Origin of the sequence: Maridesulfovibrio pacificus (SeqCode), assembly GCF_048612815.1 — a bacterium.
In the GTDB taxonomy this organism is placed as follows: domain Bacteria; phylum Desulfobacterota; class Desulfovibrionia; order Desulfovibrionales; family Desulfovibrionaceae; genus Maridesulfovibrio; species Maridesulfovibrio pacificus.
Genome location: NZ_JBLZNE010000001.1, coordinates 2130567 through 2147233, shown reverse-complemented (window position 1 = coordinate 2147233; position 16667 = coordinate 2130567). Strand labels below are relative to the sequence as shown.

Sequence of the window (16667 nt, the reverse complement as noted above, 5' to 3'; positions counted from 1 at the left end):
CGGCTGTAGGGTCGGCCGAGTTTGTTTCATTCCTGTTAAAAAAAGCATATGCCTTAATAGTGGCACCTGCATAAGAGTGTTAATTAATCGCGTTTTGGCACAAAGTCTAATCGATTATTTTAAATAAATATTATGGTCTAAATGGTATAATTTAACTATGCGGAAAAATTACAATCCTTTGATTCGGCCACGATCGTTGTAAACCCAGAATCCGGTTTTGCTGATGTTTCCGACAAGAGTAATCCCGATTTTGCGGGCCAGTTCTACGGAAAAACTGGTTGCCACGGCAGTGGAAGCGAGTATGGGGACTCCGATTCGTACCGCTTTGAGCAGAATTTCCGATGCTACGCGTCCGGTAGAGACGATCATTTTTCCGTCAGTGGGTACATTTTCAAGAAAGCACTGGCCGACAATCATGTCGATGGCATTGTGGCGGCCGATATCCTCGCGGAAGTAGAGCATTTCCTCCGGGGTGCAAAGAGATGAATTATGGCAGCCGCGTGTTTTGTTATAAAGAATGGAGCGTGAATGCAGCTCATTAGCGTGGGTCAATATTTGTTCTGGCGTTACGGTCAGTTCCGAGGTTATGGTCCGTTTGGAGATTGTGGAAACATTACGTCCGAAGTTGGTACCCTTACCACAGCCGGAAGTAATGGAATATTCGAGAACCCGGCCTTTCCACGGATCATGGCTGGTGCTGATATCCGCGATGATACGGTCCTCGTGCTCTGTGATCTTGAGATCAGTTATTTGGTCGCGAGTGGAAATGTAGGCGTCGGATTTCAGAAAACCCACAGCCAGATAGTCCGGGTAGCGGGCCGTGGTCAGCAGGGTAACCACTTCGCGGCCGTTAAGGTTGATGGTCAAAGGTACTTCAAGGATGCTGCTGATCTCTTTATCCTTGAATTCACCATCGCAATATTCTTTTACTGTATAGCTGAAACTTTCTTTCATCATGCTCCGCCTGATATATTTTAATCAGCATAGGTGTAACAGGCATTGCGGGCAAGATCTTAATTTCTGCTTCTGTTTCTGCACACTTTTGGTGCAAAATCAGGTTAAGACTAAGAGTATAATTGTGCTCATATTGACATAGAGCGCTCTTTCTGGTCTAGGAATAAACTGTGCACGCTTATTATCCGGCGTGATTTCAATTTGCGGATGATCTGGAATTCACGAATTTTTAAACAGAGTTCTTTTTGGAGGAAAAATGAAAAAATTTAAAGTATTACTTCTTGCTCTCGCTCTCGTTTCCCTGCTCGTTGCTCCGGGACTGGTAAAAGCTGAAACGCTGATGATGGCTACCACCACCAGCACAGATAACACTGGTCTGCTTGATGAACTTGCTCCCATGTTTGAAAAGGATACCGGCATTGAGTTGAAGTGGACTGCTGTAGGTACCGGTAAGGCGCTCAAAATGGGCCAGAACTGCGATGTAGACGTTCTCATGGTTCATGCTCCCGCAGCTGAAAAAAAATATGTTGATATGGGCGCTCTCAAAGATCGTCGCGAAGTAATGTATAATGACTTCGTAATCATCGGTCCCGATTCTGATCCCGCAGGCATTAAAGGTCTTCCTGTTGTGCAGGCTATGAAAGCTGTTGCCGATTCAAAGGCCGCTTTCGTAAGCCGCGGTGACAACTCCGGTACCAACAAAAAGGAAATTTCCCTTTGGAAAGTTGCCGGCATGGCTGTTCCCGATAAAGCAGAATGGTACATCCAGACCGGTCAGGGCATGATCAAAAGTATCACCGTTGCTGAAGAGCGCGATGCATACATCATGACCGACCGCGGCACCTACATTAAGTACAGCGCGAACAAGAACGGTTCCCCCGAACTGAAAGTTCTGGTGGAAGGCGACAAGTCTCTCTTCAACCAGTACAGCGTTCTGGCTGTTAACCCTGCCAACTGCAAGAGTGCAAAGTACGAACTGGCAACCAAGTTCTCCGAGTGGATGGCTTCTGCTAAAACTCAGAAAGCTATCGGCGACTTTAAACTGCTCGGCAAAAAACTCTTCATTCCCAACGCTAAATAGATCATGATTCTTGAGTGGAGCTCCTATGGAGTTCCACTCATTTTCCCCTCCTTTTTATAGTATGTTTCGTTCTTGTTCTCTGTAAGGCCGTTTGGTATTAATAGGATTTATGTGAAAGGGAGGGATTAATAGTACATGGACTTTATTTTAAACGGCTTCTGGCAGGCATTTGTACTGCTCTTTTCCGCTGATCCGGAAACATATTCCGCCATTTACACCACTGTCTGCGTGACTACCATTTCCATCAGTGCAACTCTGATCATTGGTGCTCCGTTAGGATTCCTGCTCGGCTACCATGAATTTCCCGGCAAGAGATGCTTGCGTCTTATTGCCGACACCATGCTTTCCTTTCCTACTGTAGTTATAGGATTGCTCGTATACGCCATGCTTTCCCGCAGAGGGCCTATGGGTGAAATGGAGCTTCTGTTCAGCATCCCAGGCATCGCTGTAGGTCAGACTCTGCTCGGATTGCCCATTGTCATTGCCATGATGGCTACAGCGGTGGAAAACCTCGACCTGCGTCTCAAGCAGACTCTGCTTACCCTTGGTGCTTCACATGGACAGATTTTGCGGACCATCCTTTGGGAGGCCCGTTACAGCCTTATCCTTGCCGCCGCAGCCGCGTACGGGCGCATAGTTTCCGAGATCGGTATTTCCATGATGGTCGGTGGAAACATTAAATGGCACACCCGGACCATCACCACAGCCATTGCCCTTGAAACAGGTAAGGGTGAATTTGCTATGGGTATCGCACTCGGTCTGGTTCTTATGATTATTGCTTTTGCGGTTAACTATTCCATGTCCGGTGTCAGAAAAAGGGCGGGCCAGTAATGAAGGATTTGTTCAGGCTTGAAAATATATGCCAGCGCTATAATGGCCGGCAGGTTCTGTCCCTTGAAGAATTTTCAGTTGGTGAAGGGGCTATTGTCGGCTTAGCCGGACATAACGGCAGCGGAAAAAGCACCCTTATGCGTATGCTCTCTTTTCTGGAAAGCCCGGATTCCGGTAAAATTTTTTATGACGGCAATGAGGTCCGGGAGCCGGACTTGAGCTTACGCCGCGAAGTTACCATGCTTACGCAGGAGCCATACCTCCTTAAGCGTTCGGTTGAAGCAAATGTTGCATATGGCCTTGAACTTCGTGGTGAAAAAAATATTCATGACCGGGTTTGCGATTCTCTGATTCAGGTTGGTTTGGATCCGGATAAATTTCTGCATCGCAACTGGTTTGAGCTTTCCGGCGGAGAGGCGCAGAGGGTTGCCCTTGCTGCACGTCTAGTTTTGAATCCACGGGTACTGCTTCTTGATGAGCCCACCGCCAGCCTTGATTTTGAATCCACGCAGCTCATCCATGATGCTTCGGTTTCTGTCCGTGAAGAACAAGGAACAACTCTCGTTATCGTCAGCCATGATCACCTTTGGCTGGAAGAAGTGTCGGATACGATTTATCGGTTGGAAAGCGGTCAACTTGCCGGTTGATTTTTTGCTATTCGTTAGATTGCTATTGCTAATATTGGGCCCGGAGTTATCCGGGCCTTTTTTCGTTTTAATTCCATACTTGATAAAAGTGGATTTAGACCCTTCAAGCTGTTACTCTGTGACTAATCCCCGTAGTTGTTAGGAGGAGTCATGAAAACAAGCAGTTTCAAGATCCAGAAGAAGAATGATCGCGTCAGCCTTACCGAGGACATCCGAAATCATGTGATTTATTCGTTGAGCAAAGAAGTTAAGGATGCCAGTGAATGGGATGCAGGCAAGGCTCTTGCCTTAGCCTTGCGCGACAGGTTGGTGGAAAGGATGATTGATACCCGTGACCGCTATCGGCGGGTGAAGGCCAAGCGGATGTATTATTTTTCCATCGAGTATCTGCTGGGGCGTAGTCTTGGTAACAATCTGTGTAATATGGAGATTCTGGATCTATGTGAGGATCTTTTCAAGGATCTCGGCTACGATCTGGACGAAGTTAGGGACAGTGAACGCGATCCCGCTCTCGGTAACGGGGGGCTGGGCAGACTGGCGGCCTGTTTCCTCGATTCTCTGGCGACTCTTGATCTGCCCGGTTGCGGGTACGGGATTCATTATGAGTACGGTTTGTTCCGGCAGTCCATCCATAACGGCTATCAAAAGGAACTTGCCGATTACTGGATGAAGGAAGGGATGCCCTTGCAGGTTGCCCGCCCGGACCAGTCGGTTATTGTTCCGCTTTACGGGAGGGTGGAAAGTGCGATTACCCCTAGCGGGGATTATCTGCCTATGTGGGTGGACTGGGATGATATTATCGGAGTCCCTTATGACATTCCTGTGGTCGGTTACGGTGGAAAGACTGTAAACTATCTGCGTTTATTTGCGGCTAGAGCTTCAGATAATTTTGACATGGATATTTTCAATCATGGCGACTACATCAGGGCCGTGCAGCGTAAAATAGAATCAGAAATGGTTTCCAAGGTCCTTTATCCCACGGAATCTGTTTCTTTCGGTAAAGAATTAAGGCTGGTTCAGGAATACTTCCTTGTCGCCTGCGGATTGCGAGATATCACCCGCCGGTTCCTTGCCCAGAATAAAAATTTTGAAGAGTTTGCTGAGTATGTTGCCATTCAGCTTAATGATACCCATCCGGCACTGACTGTTGTGGAGTTGATGCGTTATCTTGTGGATGAAAGACGTATTGAATGGGGGAAGGCTTGGGAAATTACCCGCGCTACCTGTGCTTACACCAATCATACCCTGCTCCCGGAAGCTTTGGAGTTGTGGTCGGTATCCTTGATAGAAAAGGTTCTGCCGCGCCATTTGCAGATCATTTATGAAATTAACAGCCGTTTTTTGAAAAAAGTTGAGAGCAAGTATCCCGGTGACAAAGAGAAATTGAGACGTATGTCTCTCATCTGCGAGGACGGGATTAAGAAAGTGCGCATGGCCAATCTCGCTGTGGTCGGGTCCCATTCCGTAAACGGGGTTTCAGAACTGCATTCCGAGCTGGTTAAGACCCGTTTGTTTCCAGATTTTTATGAATTTACCCCGAAGAAATTCAACAACAAGACCAACGGGGTAACACCGCGACGTTGGATGCTTAAGGCCAATCCCGCTCTCTCAACATTGCTCACCGATACTTTAGGTAAAGGTTGGATTACGGATTTGAATGAGTTGCACAAACTGGAAGGACATATCAATGACAGTGAATTCCGCTCTCGTTTCATGGGAGCCAAGCGGGCCAATAAGGTCAAGCTGGGCAATTTCATAAATTCTACCTTGGATATTAATATCCCGCCTGATTCCATTTTCGATATTCAAGCCAAGCGCATTCATGAGTATAAGCGTCAACTGCTGAATATTTTGCACGTAATTCATCTCTATCTTGATCTGGTGGATAATGGTGTTGAACCTTCATGTTCACGGGCTTTTCTCTTTGCAGGTAAGGCAGCTCCCGGTTACTGGGAGGCCAAGCAGATTATTAAGCTGATTCATTCCGTAGCTAAAGTTGTCAATAATGATAGGCGTGCCGAAGGATTGCTCAAGGTTGCTTTTCTGCCTGATTACCGGGTTTCCCTTGCGGAGAAGATTGTTCCGGCCTGTGATGTAAGTGAGCAGATTTCAACTGCCGGAACCGAGGCTTCAGGTACCGGAAACATGAAGTTTGCCATGAACGGTGCTTTGACTGTCGGTACTTACGATGGCGCGAACATTGAGATGCTGGAAGAGGTGGGACAAGATAATTTTTATCTTTTCGGGCTGAAGCAGGAAGAAGTGGAAAAAGCTTTACGGGAAGGCAGCTATCATCCACGTGAAATATATAACCACAGTCCTGAAATACGGCAGGTTTTAACCGCCTTATTGGAAAATAGGTTCTCTCCCAATGAACCGGATCTGTTTCGCTGGCTGGTTGATAAACTGCTTGCTGACAATGAGCATTATATGCATCTGGCTGATTTTAAATCATACAGTGAAGCCCACAAACGGATAGACAGAGATTATGCTGAAAAGGAAATCTGGTCTGCTAAGGCAATTTTGAATACTGCGCGCATGGGAAAATTTTCAACTGACCGGACCATGCTGGAATATGCTGAAGATATCTGGAAGATTAAGGCAGTGAAGTCGTAATAAGAAAAAGGACCGGAATTCCGGTCCTTTTTTATTTAACTTTTTTCAGGCGAACGGCTGTGCCGTAGCAGGAATAGAATTTGTCCCCTTCAGGATGGAATGATACAGATTCTCTGTAGCACACAATCGCATCAGCATTGGCATCAATTGCCTGTGCGATGAGGCCGTAAAATGCATTGTCGAAGTTATAGCTTCGGCAGACTATAAGCCCGAATGTTCCGAGAACTTCCCTGTTCGGGACATCATCGGTGGTCACAATTTTTACTTTTCCGCCCAGATAAAGGGTGCGGGCCATCTCAAGACGCTGATCTTTTTTAGCATCTTCAATGGTCCTGCTTGTCTTGCGGTTGGGGCTTCCAAACATTAACGCCATATTTAAAATCCTCTTTTACAGTCAATATTTATTAATGATTTCTGCCTCAAATATGAATTTATTTCAACTGAATGAATGAACCGTGTTCTGATATTCAGGACTTAGTCAAAATCTTTTTCAAGAAGGGCTATCTCGTCGCAAAGTAGATTGAGCTTTTCAGTTGTTTTTTCAAGGGCAAGTTCAGCATCTTCCTTCAGATCTGATTTGCAGCTTTTTTCCAGTTCAAGGGCTGCCATAGCCAAATCATTTGCTGAAATGTTTGCGGCTGAACCTTTTAATGTGTGTGCTTTGTCTCCGGCTTCCTTTAGTTGATCGGCTTGCAGCAGTTTTTGCAGGTCTGCACCGAACTCTTTGTTGTAATCTCTGAAATTACGCAGGATACTGATCAGAATTCCCATATCCCCACCAATTCTTTCCAGAACTTCGGGAACATTAATTTCCCGTAATTTAGTGTCATCGCTCTGAGTGTTGGCTGACTTCTCTTTTGGTGAAATGGCGACAGGCTGTATAGTCTGTTTGTCCTGCTTCAGATGGTTGCGGATGATGCTGATCATCAGCTCTTTATCAATTGGTTTTGGAATATAATCGTCCATGCCGGAAGCTATGCATTTTTCTTTGTCACCGCGCATAGCGTGTGCTGTCATGGCGATGATCGGAAGATCTTTCATTTTCAAGTCATTACGGATTATGGTCGTTGCTTCATACCCGTCCATTTCCGGCATTTGGATATCCATAAGAACGATGTCATAGCCTGCTTCCTGAACCATTCTTACAGCTTCCGCACCATTAGTGGCTGAAGCAATTTCAATTCCGGTGGGTTCAAGTATCTGTTCTGCAACCTGCTGGTTTATGGGGTTGTCTTCGACAAGAAGCAGTCTGAAAGATTTGAATTCATCCTTAATAGGTTTTGAGGGTTCATAGGTGTATTCTTTAGGTACATCGTAACCGAATGTTTCCATGATGGAATTGAAGAGGGTGGCCTGTTTGAGCGGCTTACTGATCATTCTGTTTATTTGAGCGTTCTGTGCCTTACTTAGTGCGGTATTAAGCTCTGTAGCAGTGATCATCAATATGGGGAGTTCTTCTTTACTGTACGTATTGCGAATTTCAATACTTGCCTCATCGCCATTCATGCCGGGCAGCTTGAGGTCGATGATGAGCAGTTTGAATTGGTCATCTTTCTTATCTTCGATAAGTTTGATTGCTTCTTCCGCACTGGCAACGCTGGTGGGCTTAAACCCGAATTGTTTAAGATAGCGTACCAGCACGCTACGGACCGCGAAGTTGTCGTCTACCACCAGAACCGGTTTATTTTTAAGTTCCTGCGGTATTTCGAATTCAATCAAAGAAGTTTCCACTGCCACATTAGGAGTGATGGTGAAGAAAAAAGTACTCCCGTCTTCCGGTCTGCTGCGGAACCAGATATTTCCGCCCATGAGATTAACGATACGTTTGGAAATGGAAAGTCCCAGCCCTGTTCCACCGTATTTACGGGTCGTGGAACCGTCTGCCTGCTTGAAAGCTTCAAAAAGGTAGGGCTGCACTTCTTCTGGAATTCCAATCCCTGTATCCTTGATCGCAAAAACAATTTCAGTTTTGGTGGCGTTTATCTGGTCAGCGGAAACAGTTATTATGATTTCGCCTTTGCTGGTAAATTTAAACGCATTGGCTGTAATGTTGACCAGAACCTGACGCAGTCGCAAAGGGTCACCGATAATGCGCTGGGGCACGCCGGGGCGGATATCAATAACCAGTTCCGTCTGTGAAGCTACCATTTGTTCAACAAAAAGATCACTGATGTCATGGATGAGTTGATGCAGGTTAAAATTAACTTCTTCGAGACCGAGCTTCCCTGCTTCGATTTTTGAAAAGTCGAGAATATCGTTTATCAGCCGCAGAAGAACCTTACCCGAACTGATAATTATTTTTATGAATTCCCTTTGTTTGGAGGAAAGATCGGTCTCCATGGTCAGGTCGGCCATACCGATGATGGCATTCATGGGAGTGCGGATTTCATGGCTGACATTGGCCATGAATTCACTTTTGGATTTGGATGCAGCTTCAGCTTCATCCTTGGCCATTTCCAGCTTACGGTTAATGGTTTTCAGTTCGCGGTAACTCTTCTCAAGGTTTTTATTGCTTTGATGAATCTTTTCCTGCAACTGTCCGCTGTATTGCTTGAGCTTAAGGTCCTGCTCTTCAATCTGTTGCAGCATATTGTTGAAGTTTTTGACGAGGCTTTCCATTTCCCCTTTGCATTCGATTTGCACCCTTGAGCTGTAGTTTTTATCCAGCGAAATCTGTCTGGCGGTCTGGCTTAATTTGGTTATGGGGGAAATGAGAATCCTGCGCATGGTCACAAACAGCGCAAGGTTAATCAGCATAACCAGCAGCATGGTGCGCAGTAGTGAATTAAGGAGCGATTGCGACAGCTCATCATCTATGAACTTAGGGGAAAGAAAGATTTCAACAGCACCGATAGGCTGATTCATGATTGAAATTTCAGTCTTGCGTTTAACGAATTTGCCGATGGGCCAGTTTTTGAAATTGATTATGTTCCAATTTTCGTCACGCATCTTTCCGGCAAAAACATTGTTGCCGTTGTCTTCAGTGACCAGAATGGCTTTAATGCGTTTGTCGTTCATTTCTGATAGCAGTATACGGTTGATAGCAGCCTGATCGACATTCCAGAGCGGAGTAATCAGCGATTCGGAGAGTCTTTCAACAAGGCCGTCAGCCTTTTGATTGAGCTCGTTCAGCATGTTTCTACGCATTAAGCTGTAATCGTATGCCCCGGAAACAATGAATGAAATTAGGGATATAGCTACGATCAGAACCCCGATTCTGGTTTGTACTTTATCAATTTTTAACAATTTCAATCCGTTGGTTGATTCGTTGGGCAAATTCCCGTGCTCTTGCTTTAGATATAGACAACTGTTTAGCATTCCAGCATATTCAGTGCAAGGTTAAGAGCTTGGGAGACTGACAATTATTTGTTCCATGACAATGGACAAGAGTCCTCTCAGACGTTAGATACTCCCCCATCCCAAATATATTAAGGACGGACATGAATAAATGAAAATAGCCCTGTTGCAGCTCAACCTGACAGTTGGCGATCTTGAAGGAAATGTTGAACTCATCCTTGATGGAGTTAAAAGGGCCGCTGAACGCGGTGCAAGGCTTTGCCTTACCTCTGAACTTGCCCTGACCGGATATCCTCCGCGGGACCTGCTGCTCAATGCGGATTTTGTCTGCCGTTGCCGTGAAGCAGTTTCCGAAATTTCAAGGCGCATGCCTGAGGGTATGGCTCTTTTGGCCGGGGGAGTCGATCTTAATCATGAGGGCATCGGTAATCCTTTGCGCAACGCCGCATGGCTGATCGAACACGGAGCTGTTCCAAAAGTATTTTATAAATGGTTGCTGCCCACCTATGATGTATTTGATGAGCAGCGTTATTTTGAACCTGCTGAGAATATAAATTTCTTTGAGTTTGACGGGTTGAAAATCGGGGTGACTATCTGTGAAGATGTCTGGAATGATCGTGAAAACCATAATGGAAGGCGCTACGGAAGTAACCCCATTCCTCAGATTATGGATATGAATCCAGATGTTCTGGTCAACCTTTCCGCTTCTCCCTTCAGTATCGGCAAACAGAGGATTCGTGAAAAGCTGCTTGGTGATATCGCTTCCAAGTACAAGGTTCCGGTTTTTTATGCCAATCAGGTTGGCGGCAATGATGATCTTGTCTTTGATGGACGCAGTTGTGCTTTCAATACAGACGGTGATCTGGTTGCCCGCGGACACGGTTTCGTGGAAGACGTAGTTATTGTTGAATCTGATTGTTCTGCCGGACGCATTGAGGAAGATGATTTTTGCGAAGAATCCGAGGCATGGCAGGCCATGGTTCTTGGGCTGCGTGACTATCTCGGCAAGACCGGCTTCAGTAAAGTCGTACTTGGTCTTTCCGGGGGGATTGATTCTGCATTGACCGCAGCTGTTGCTGCTGAGGCCCTCGGAGCTGAGCACGTTACCGGAGTGCTCATGCCGTCCCCTTATTCCAGCAAGGGCAGCGTTGATGATTCTCTTGATCTGGTGAAAAATATCGGCATCAATTGCACAACCATCCCCATTGACAAACTCATGGGTCAATTTGAAGAAGCCCTCGCGCCTACCTTTGAAGGATTGCCCGCCAACGTTACTGAAGAAAATATCCAGTCACGTATACGCGGGAATCTTGTCATGGCGATTTCAAACAAGATGGGCGCGTTGCTGGTTACGACAGGAAACAAGAGTGAACTGGCTGTAGGTTATTGCACCATTTACGGTGACATGGCCGGAGGGCTGGCTGTAATATCCGACCTGTACAAGACCCTTGTTTTCCGGGTCTGCCGCTGGTTGAATGAGCAGGGCAGGGGCGAGATCATTCCGGTGGCGATTATTGAGAAACCACCGTCCGCAGAGTTGCGCCCGGGGCAGAAGGATGAGGATTCATTGCCTCCGTATGATGTACTGGACCGGATCATCGAATTGCGGGTGGAAGGCCATAAGGCAGAGAGTGAAATAATAGCTGAAACCGGGTTTGACGCTGAGACTGTGCAGCATGTGCTACGATTGATCAGGATTTCTGAGTTCAAGCGTAAACAGGCCGCACCGGGGCTCAAAATCACTTCAAGGGCATTTGGTACCGGATGGCGTATGCCCATTGCATGCAGGTTTACCGGGTAGTCGAAACGTATTTTATAAAAGATAAACACCCCGTCAAATCAGTGTGGATTTGACGGGGTGTTTTTTATATTGCTTTTGCGTCCTCTTCCATTGTTTCGGCACATATCTGCAGCCATTCCGGAAGCTTTGAGCTGAATTCATTTTGCTCAAGCCAGGCAGCAGAAAGCAGGTGCGGAGCGTATTCGCTATTTTTGACCCGCAGTTCATGGTCAAATGCATTAGCTACATGGATGGCGACAGCCGGGCTTAAGTCTACGCTGCCGAGCCTTTGGGGGCTGTGGTGGCAATAGATTGCTTCAACTACGTCTTCGTCAAATCCCCAGATAGCGAGCAGGTAGGCTCCTACTTCTGCATGGGTGAAACCCAAAACGTCCTTCTCCGCTTCCGGTATAGGGATATTTGTTTCACGCACTATGCTCAGGATTGTGCTGTATTCATCCGGATATGATGTAGCAAGGACCAGTTTTCCTATGTCGTGCAAAAATCCGGCTAGAAAGGTGTGTTCAGCCTGTTCATTACTGCCGCCTTCCGCTTTGATGATGGCCCTGGCCATGAGAGCTGTGTATTGGCAGTGTTTGCCCAGTTCCTCTATGGAAAAATCAATATTGGCGCCCTTGGTAGAGTTGAACAGATGAATGCCGAGCACAAGTCCTTTGAGGTTATCAAGGCCCAGCAGGGTAACAGCCTGTTCCGGTTTGGTTACTTTGGAATAGAGGCCGAAAAATGGTGAATTGACCAGCTTTAACAATCCTGCGGTCATGCTCATGTCTTCACCTATCATCTTGCCGATATTACTGATCATTACATCATCTTTACTCAGTTCTCTTTCAAGTTTCAAAAAGAGTTCCGGCATGGATGGAAGTTCTTCAATTGAGGCAATTCCTTTTGAAGCTCTCTCGTTAAGAAATACATGTTTTAGGCGCAGACTTTTCTTGATTTTTCCAATTAATTCTGACTGAAGATAGGGCTTGGTTATGAATTGGTGGGCGTATTTGACAAATTTAAGGTAGTTATTTGAGTCTACTGATTCGGAAATGATGAATCTGATGCTTCCGGGTTGACGGTATTTGATTTCATCAAGAAGCTCATCCCTTTCGAAACCGTCAATATGAAGTTCCATGGCAATTATATCATAAGGTCGTGTTCTGAGTTGAGCCATGGTTTCATCTTTGTTTGAAGCATAATCAATTTGCCAGCGTTTTTTCATAGCACTCAACTGTTTATCAAGCCTTTGCAGCTGATCTTTATCGTTGTCGATAAAAAGTATGTTTTTAGAGCGGCCCATAATCATCTCCGGAAATATGAAATGTATCGGATGTATAGTCGTTTGTAATTGTTGCTAATGGTATGACGATAGCACGGTCCGTGGATTTTTGAAAATAAAAAACCCGCTCCCTGTAAAGCGGGAGCGGGATTTCACTGTTTTCTATTGCAGATGTCGGTTATTTTTTTATCAGCACATAGGGCCGGTCGGAGATGAACTGTTCATTAACTACTGTGAGTCCTTCGGGCTTGTCTTCCCAGCGGTCATAGTATTTTTTCTGCATGATCAGAATCACGTTGTCTTTTTCTCCGAGAACCTTTCCAATTTCTTCTAAATCGCTGGTTTCGTGGATGTTGGTTCCGGCGTAGTAAGAGAAAATGCCGGAATAAATCTTATGAGCCATAGGATAACTGCCTTCAGCAACGTATTCCTTCATCATTTCACCGGTCTGTCGGGGACTCATGAGGGGATCAAGTGAGGGCAGGGTAAGCAGAGCCAGCGGCTGGAGCCAGATAACCATGGCGGCGGTCATGACCAGCAAACCTTTATATGCGCCTGATTCTCTGAATTTAAGGAGGGCCAGTCCGGCCAGTCCCATGATCAGGACAGTGAAGGAAAGGCCGTGCAGGGTGATATCAAAGGGAATCAGCACTTCGGCAAAAGGCGCAGCCACAGCGAGCAGCAGATAGAATCCGGCAATGGCAATCCAGAGTTTCCTGGAATTGAGAACCGGTTCCTGTCCGTTTTCGCCGAGCAGTCCCCGTGCGGTCAGCATGGCAAGCGGAGCGAAAAGGGGCAGGATGTAAATCAGAACCTTGATGCTTAAGCAGGTAAGCAGCACAAAGCCGCTGATGAACATAATCCAGGCCCAGTCACGGCCTTCGTTCTGAGTGCTTTTGCGTTGGGAAGTCACTTTTACCCAGTGGTCAATGGAGAATATCTGTTTCAGCGGTGCGGCGAAGATTGCCAGTGTCCACGGCAACCATGCCAGCGGGAAGGCTATCAGGTAATACTGGAAAGGCTCTTCGTGGTGGAAAGAGCTTACAGCGCGCTGATAGATTTGCTTGTAGAAAATATTGTGGATGAAAGATGATCCGTCCACAATGAGCGCACCTACAACCCATGCCAGCAGAATTGCCAGCAGGATACCAAGCCCTTTGAGCAGGCTTTTGTCGCGCAGCAGTTTCAGTCTTCCTTTCCAGATCAGGAAACAGGCTGCAGTGAGCAGGGGGAAGATAAGTCCCAGAGGGCCTTTGGTAAGAGTTGCGATTCCCATGAAAGCGAAAGCCCAGAGGAAGTATCGCCCGGAATCCCGGTTCTGGAATCCTTTATACAGGCATATGTTAGCCCAGAGAATGAAACCGCCGAAGAGCAGGTCCATGCGTGAATAATGGGCTATGCCGATAAAGAAAATATTGCTCAGCAGCACCAGCCCGGTAGCGAGAGATGTCTTGCGTCCGCAGCCAAGGGTGCGGGCAAGGGCTACAGTGGAAAGCAGGAAGAAAGCTGCGGAAAGTGCTGAACCGAGGAAAAACACACTGATGCCGTCTGCCGGGGTCAGGGTATCGATCAGGGACAGGAACCAGAAGTATACCGGCGGTTTATCCGGGTAGGCGACACCGTTTAAATACATGACCAGCCAGTGTCCGGCATCCTTCATCTGGGTGTAGACATCAGCGTAGCGGACTTCATCGGAAAACCACAGGGAGCGGTAATCCATGGTGAAGATGGACTGCAGGAAGAGAATGAACAGGACACTGAGCCACGGGTTGGCTTCCATGATGTCCCAGATGAACGGTCTTTTTTCATAGCGCATGGACTAGTCCTCTTTGGAAAAAAGGTGAATGGCGAATCCGGCTACTGATCCCAGCATCCAGCCGCAGAAAACATCGCTTGGATGGTGCCAGTTCAGGTAAATTCGGCTGAAGGCCACGGTTGCGGCAAAAATGCCCAGTCCCAAGGTCAGCAGCAGGTTACGGTAGCGTAGAATCAAGGGCAGGCTTGCCCCGTAAATTTCACATGTATGGCCCGAAGGCATGGAATGATAGGCTCCCTTCATTGACATCGGTTCGAAGAATGTTCCTTCGCCCGGACGGGGTTTGCCTATGGCTATTTTCAGAAAGCGCACGGCGATCAGGCTGACAGCCAACTGCACAGCAATAAAAACGAGGGCAAAACGTAACCGTGATTTATCCGTCTTGCGCTGTTTAATCCCTGTGATCAGAAACCAGATGTAAATCGGGTAAAGGGCTGCGTTGCCCCAGTTGGTCACGATCTTGGCAAAGGATTTGATGTCCGGGTGTGCCTGCGAATGGGCCTTGAAAAAGGCCAATACTTCCGCTTCGCTGCCGAAGTTGAAAAAAAAGGCTGCAAATATCAGTATCAGGGGCAGAGATCCCAGAAAGTAATGGCAGAAGGTCAGGTTTCTATGAATAAACGAATTCAATTACCTACTCCTCACCATCACCGGATTCTTCCTTTGCAGGAGCATCATCCGGGTGCTTGTCTGTGGTGAATTTATACCATGTCTCTTTGTCGGTATTAAGATCAGCAAGTACTTCGGAAAGATTTTTACCTTCCTTTTTCCAGTACTTGTATTCGTGGTCCGGACAAGAGAACGGGATAACCAGTGTGCCGTCTTCCATGAGATAGGGCATGTCTTGCTTATTATCACTCATGGGCACGGTTTACACGCTGACGGGAGAGGATTCAAGGGAATCATTGCGGTAAATATGGTTTTGGCTGTTGCTATATTAAAATACGTCTTGATTGTAATTGATCGTATGGTGTCATATACATCTCAGTGAATGATGTCTTTATTTGATATTAATTGTGATTTTATTTTGTAGTCCTATGTCAGGAAATGGTGTGTTTTGAAATATAATTATATTCATAATCTTAATGATATTGAATTTGGTTCTGATGTCGTCATCTATGGTCTTGGAGGAACAGCAAAAGAATTGTTTTTTGCTTTAAAGAGGACTCGTCCTGATGTGAATATACGATGTTTTATGGATAGTACTATCTGTTCCGGTGATCTTTCTTGTGTTCCTGTTTTTAATGTAAACGGTGTCGACAGGTTTAAGGGGTGTAAAGTAATTGTTGCATCTGTTTTTTATGAAGAAATTGCAGAAAAGTTATATGCATATGGATGTAAAAATTTTTCCGTTTTTGTGGAACATTGTTGTTTTTTAGATGTATATAGAGATCTGTTCGAAATCCCTGAAAATAAGATGTCAATTTTTTCAAATCTTCCAGATATGGAAGAAGATGACTGTTTATATGTATTTAATGTCAGTAGTAGAGCAGATGGTCCCGGAGCGGTACGCAATTTGTTGGGGGATTGTATTCCCTTACCGTTAAAGCACTGTTTTGTTGAATTGTTAGACTATGAGCATGGACAGATCTTTGCTGATATCGACCTCGCTAAAGTTAAAGATATTTGTATTATTGATATTAATGGCCGTAAAACACAACTTGCAGCTTTGGCTGCATATATTACTTCCGAACTCGGGCGGTCGATTTCTATATATAAAAGTCCTATCGGAATCAGGAACTTTTCAGTCATTGAAGGTAGAAAGCTTTTATTTCTTGAAATCTGTAAGAATGGAGCATCAAGTTCTGTTGGTATTTTAAGGCAGATTTTTGATAAATATAAAGACCAATGTTTCCATTTTAAAGAGCTTAGAAATTGTAGCGATATCACGGATCCTTATTTTGAAGATTATTTGAAGTTTGCTATTGTTAGAAATCCATATGAGCGACTTGCTTCCTTATATGCCCACGTAATGCGGGAAGCGCCGAATAAATTTTTATACCCTTTGTTAAGTAAGAACGTTGGTCAGCTTAGCTTTGAAAATTTCTGTAAAATTATAGCTGCTTGCCCAGACGAGTTCTCTGATGTTCACTTTATGTCTCAGACAGCACATCTAACCTTTCCGGAAGGTCTGCGGGATGATTTTACCCTGTTAAGACTGGAGAATTTTGCTGACGATATGAAGAGTTTCTTCTCTGCGCTTGGGGAAGAGATTGAAGTTCCCCATAAAAATAAATCCAGACCCGATAGAGTTGATTACATCAAGGACTACTACACCCCGGAGCTGATTAAGCTGGTAAATGAGCGTTACGAGGATGATTTTATCAATTTCGGGTATGAGTTTTTGTGATCTGTCTATG

At 45.7% G+C, this 16667-nt stretch carries 13 protein-coding genes; 6 read left to right on the top strand and 7 right to left on the bottom strand.

The window, feature by feature from the left end; all coding sequences use genetic code 11:
• Positions 1-168: 168 nt before the first annotated feature.
• A complete protein-coding gene (gene fdhD, locus ACNI23_RS09930) occupies positions 169-957 on the bottom strand; it encodes a formate dehydrogenase accessory sulfurtransferase FdhD (protein WP_420248348.1) in 789 nt (262 codons plus the stop codon).
• A gap of 253 nt (positions 958-1210) precedes the next feature.
• Between fdhD and ACNI23_RS09925 the strand changes: the two genes are divergently transcribed.
• The 4 genes from ACNI23_RS09925 to ACNI23_RS09910 all read left to right on the top strand — a co-directional run bounded on the left by ACNI23_RS09925 (position 1211) and on the right by ACNI23_RS09910 (position 6129).
• Positions 1211-2035 carry an ABC transporter substrate-binding protein gene (locus ACNI23_RS09925; protein WP_420248346.1) on the top strand — a complete coding sequence of 275 codons (825 nt, stop codon included), beginning with the start codon at positions 1211-1213 and terminating at the stop codon, positions 2033-2035.
• Between the two features lie 135 nt (positions 2036-2170).
• A complete protein-coding gene (locus tag ACNI23_RS09920) occupies positions 2171-2866 on the top strand; it encodes an ABC transporter permease (RefSeq protein WP_420248345.1) in 696 nt (231 codons plus the stop codon).
• A complete protein-coding gene (locus ACNI23_RS09915) occupies positions 2866-3513 on the top strand; it encodes an ABC transporter ATP-binding protein (RefSeq protein ID WP_420248343.1) in 648 nt (215 codons plus the stop codon). Before ACNI23_RS09920 ends, ACNI23_RS09915 begins: the two co-directional genes overlap by 1 nt.
• 150 nt (positions 3514-3663) lie before the next feature.
• Positions 3664-6129, top strand: coding sequence for a glycogen/starch/alpha-glucan phosphorylase (locus ACNI23_RS09910; protein ID WP_420248342.1), 2466 nt, complete (start codon positions 3664-3666; stop codon positions 6127-6129).
• Positions 6130-6160: 31 nt separating this feature from the next.
• Here the strand turns inward: ACNI23_RS09910 and ACNI23_RS09905 are convergent, their stop codons facing one another.
• Complete coding sequence (locus ACNI23_RS09905) at positions 6161-6502, bottom strand: hypothetical protein (protein WP_420248340.1); 342 nt, start codon at positions 6500-6502, stop codon at positions 6161-6163.
• A gap of 101 nt (positions 6503-6603) precedes the next feature.
• Entirely contained in the window at positions 6604-9405 is a 2802-nt protein-coding gene (locus tag ACNI23_RS09900) for a response regulator (protein ID WP_420248339.1), read from the bottom strand.
• A 172-nt stretch (positions 9406-9577) separates the two neighbouring features.
• On the opposite strand from ACNI23_RS09900, the gene ACNI23_RS09895 reads away from it, so the two are divergent.
• Entirely contained in the window at positions 9578-11227 is a 1650-nt protein-coding gene (locus ACNI23_RS09895) for an NAD+ synthase (protein WP_420248338.1), read from the top strand.
• 64 nt (positions 11228-11291) lie between these two features.
• On the opposite strand, the gene ACNI23_RS09890 is transcribed toward ACNI23_RS09895, so the two are convergent.
• From ACNI23_RS09890 to ACNI23_RS09875, 4 genes are all read right to left on the bottom strand, one after another.
• A complete protein-coding gene (locus ACNI23_RS09890; protein WP_420248336.1) occupies positions 11292-12512 on the bottom strand; it encodes an HDOD domain-containing protein in 1221 nt (406 codons plus the stop codon).
• A 157-nt stretch (positions 12513-12669) separates the two neighbouring features.
• On the bottom strand, positions 12670-14307 hold the full coding sequence (locus ACNI23_RS09885) for an ArnT family glycosyltransferase (RefSeq protein WP_420248334.1): 1638 nt from the start codon (positions 14305-14307) through the stop codon (positions 12670-12672).
• A 3-nt stretch (positions 14308-14310) separates the two neighbouring features.
• A complete protein-coding gene (locus tag ACNI23_RS09880; RefSeq protein ID WP_420248333.1) occupies positions 14311-14937 on the bottom strand; it encodes a phosphatase PAP2 family protein in 627 nt (208 codons plus the stop codon).
• Positions 14938-14941: 4 nt separating this feature from the next.
• The gene (locus ACNI23_RS09875) at positions 14942-15169 is read right to left on the bottom strand and encodes a hypothetical protein (RefSeq protein WP_420248331.1); all 228 of its coding nucleotides are present in this window, start codon (positions 15167-15169) and stop codon (positions 14942-14944) included.
• Positions 15170-15364: 195 nt separating this feature from the next.
• On the opposite strand from ACNI23_RS09875, the gene ACNI23_RS09870 reads away from it, so the two are divergent.
• Positions 15365-16657 (top strand): sulfotransferase family 2 domain-containing protein, encoded by a 1293-nt coding sequence (locus ACNI23_RS09870; RefSeq protein WP_420248329.1) that lies wholly within the window; start codon positions 15365-15367, stop codon positions 16655-16657.
• Positions 16658-16667 lie beyond the last annotated feature (10 nt).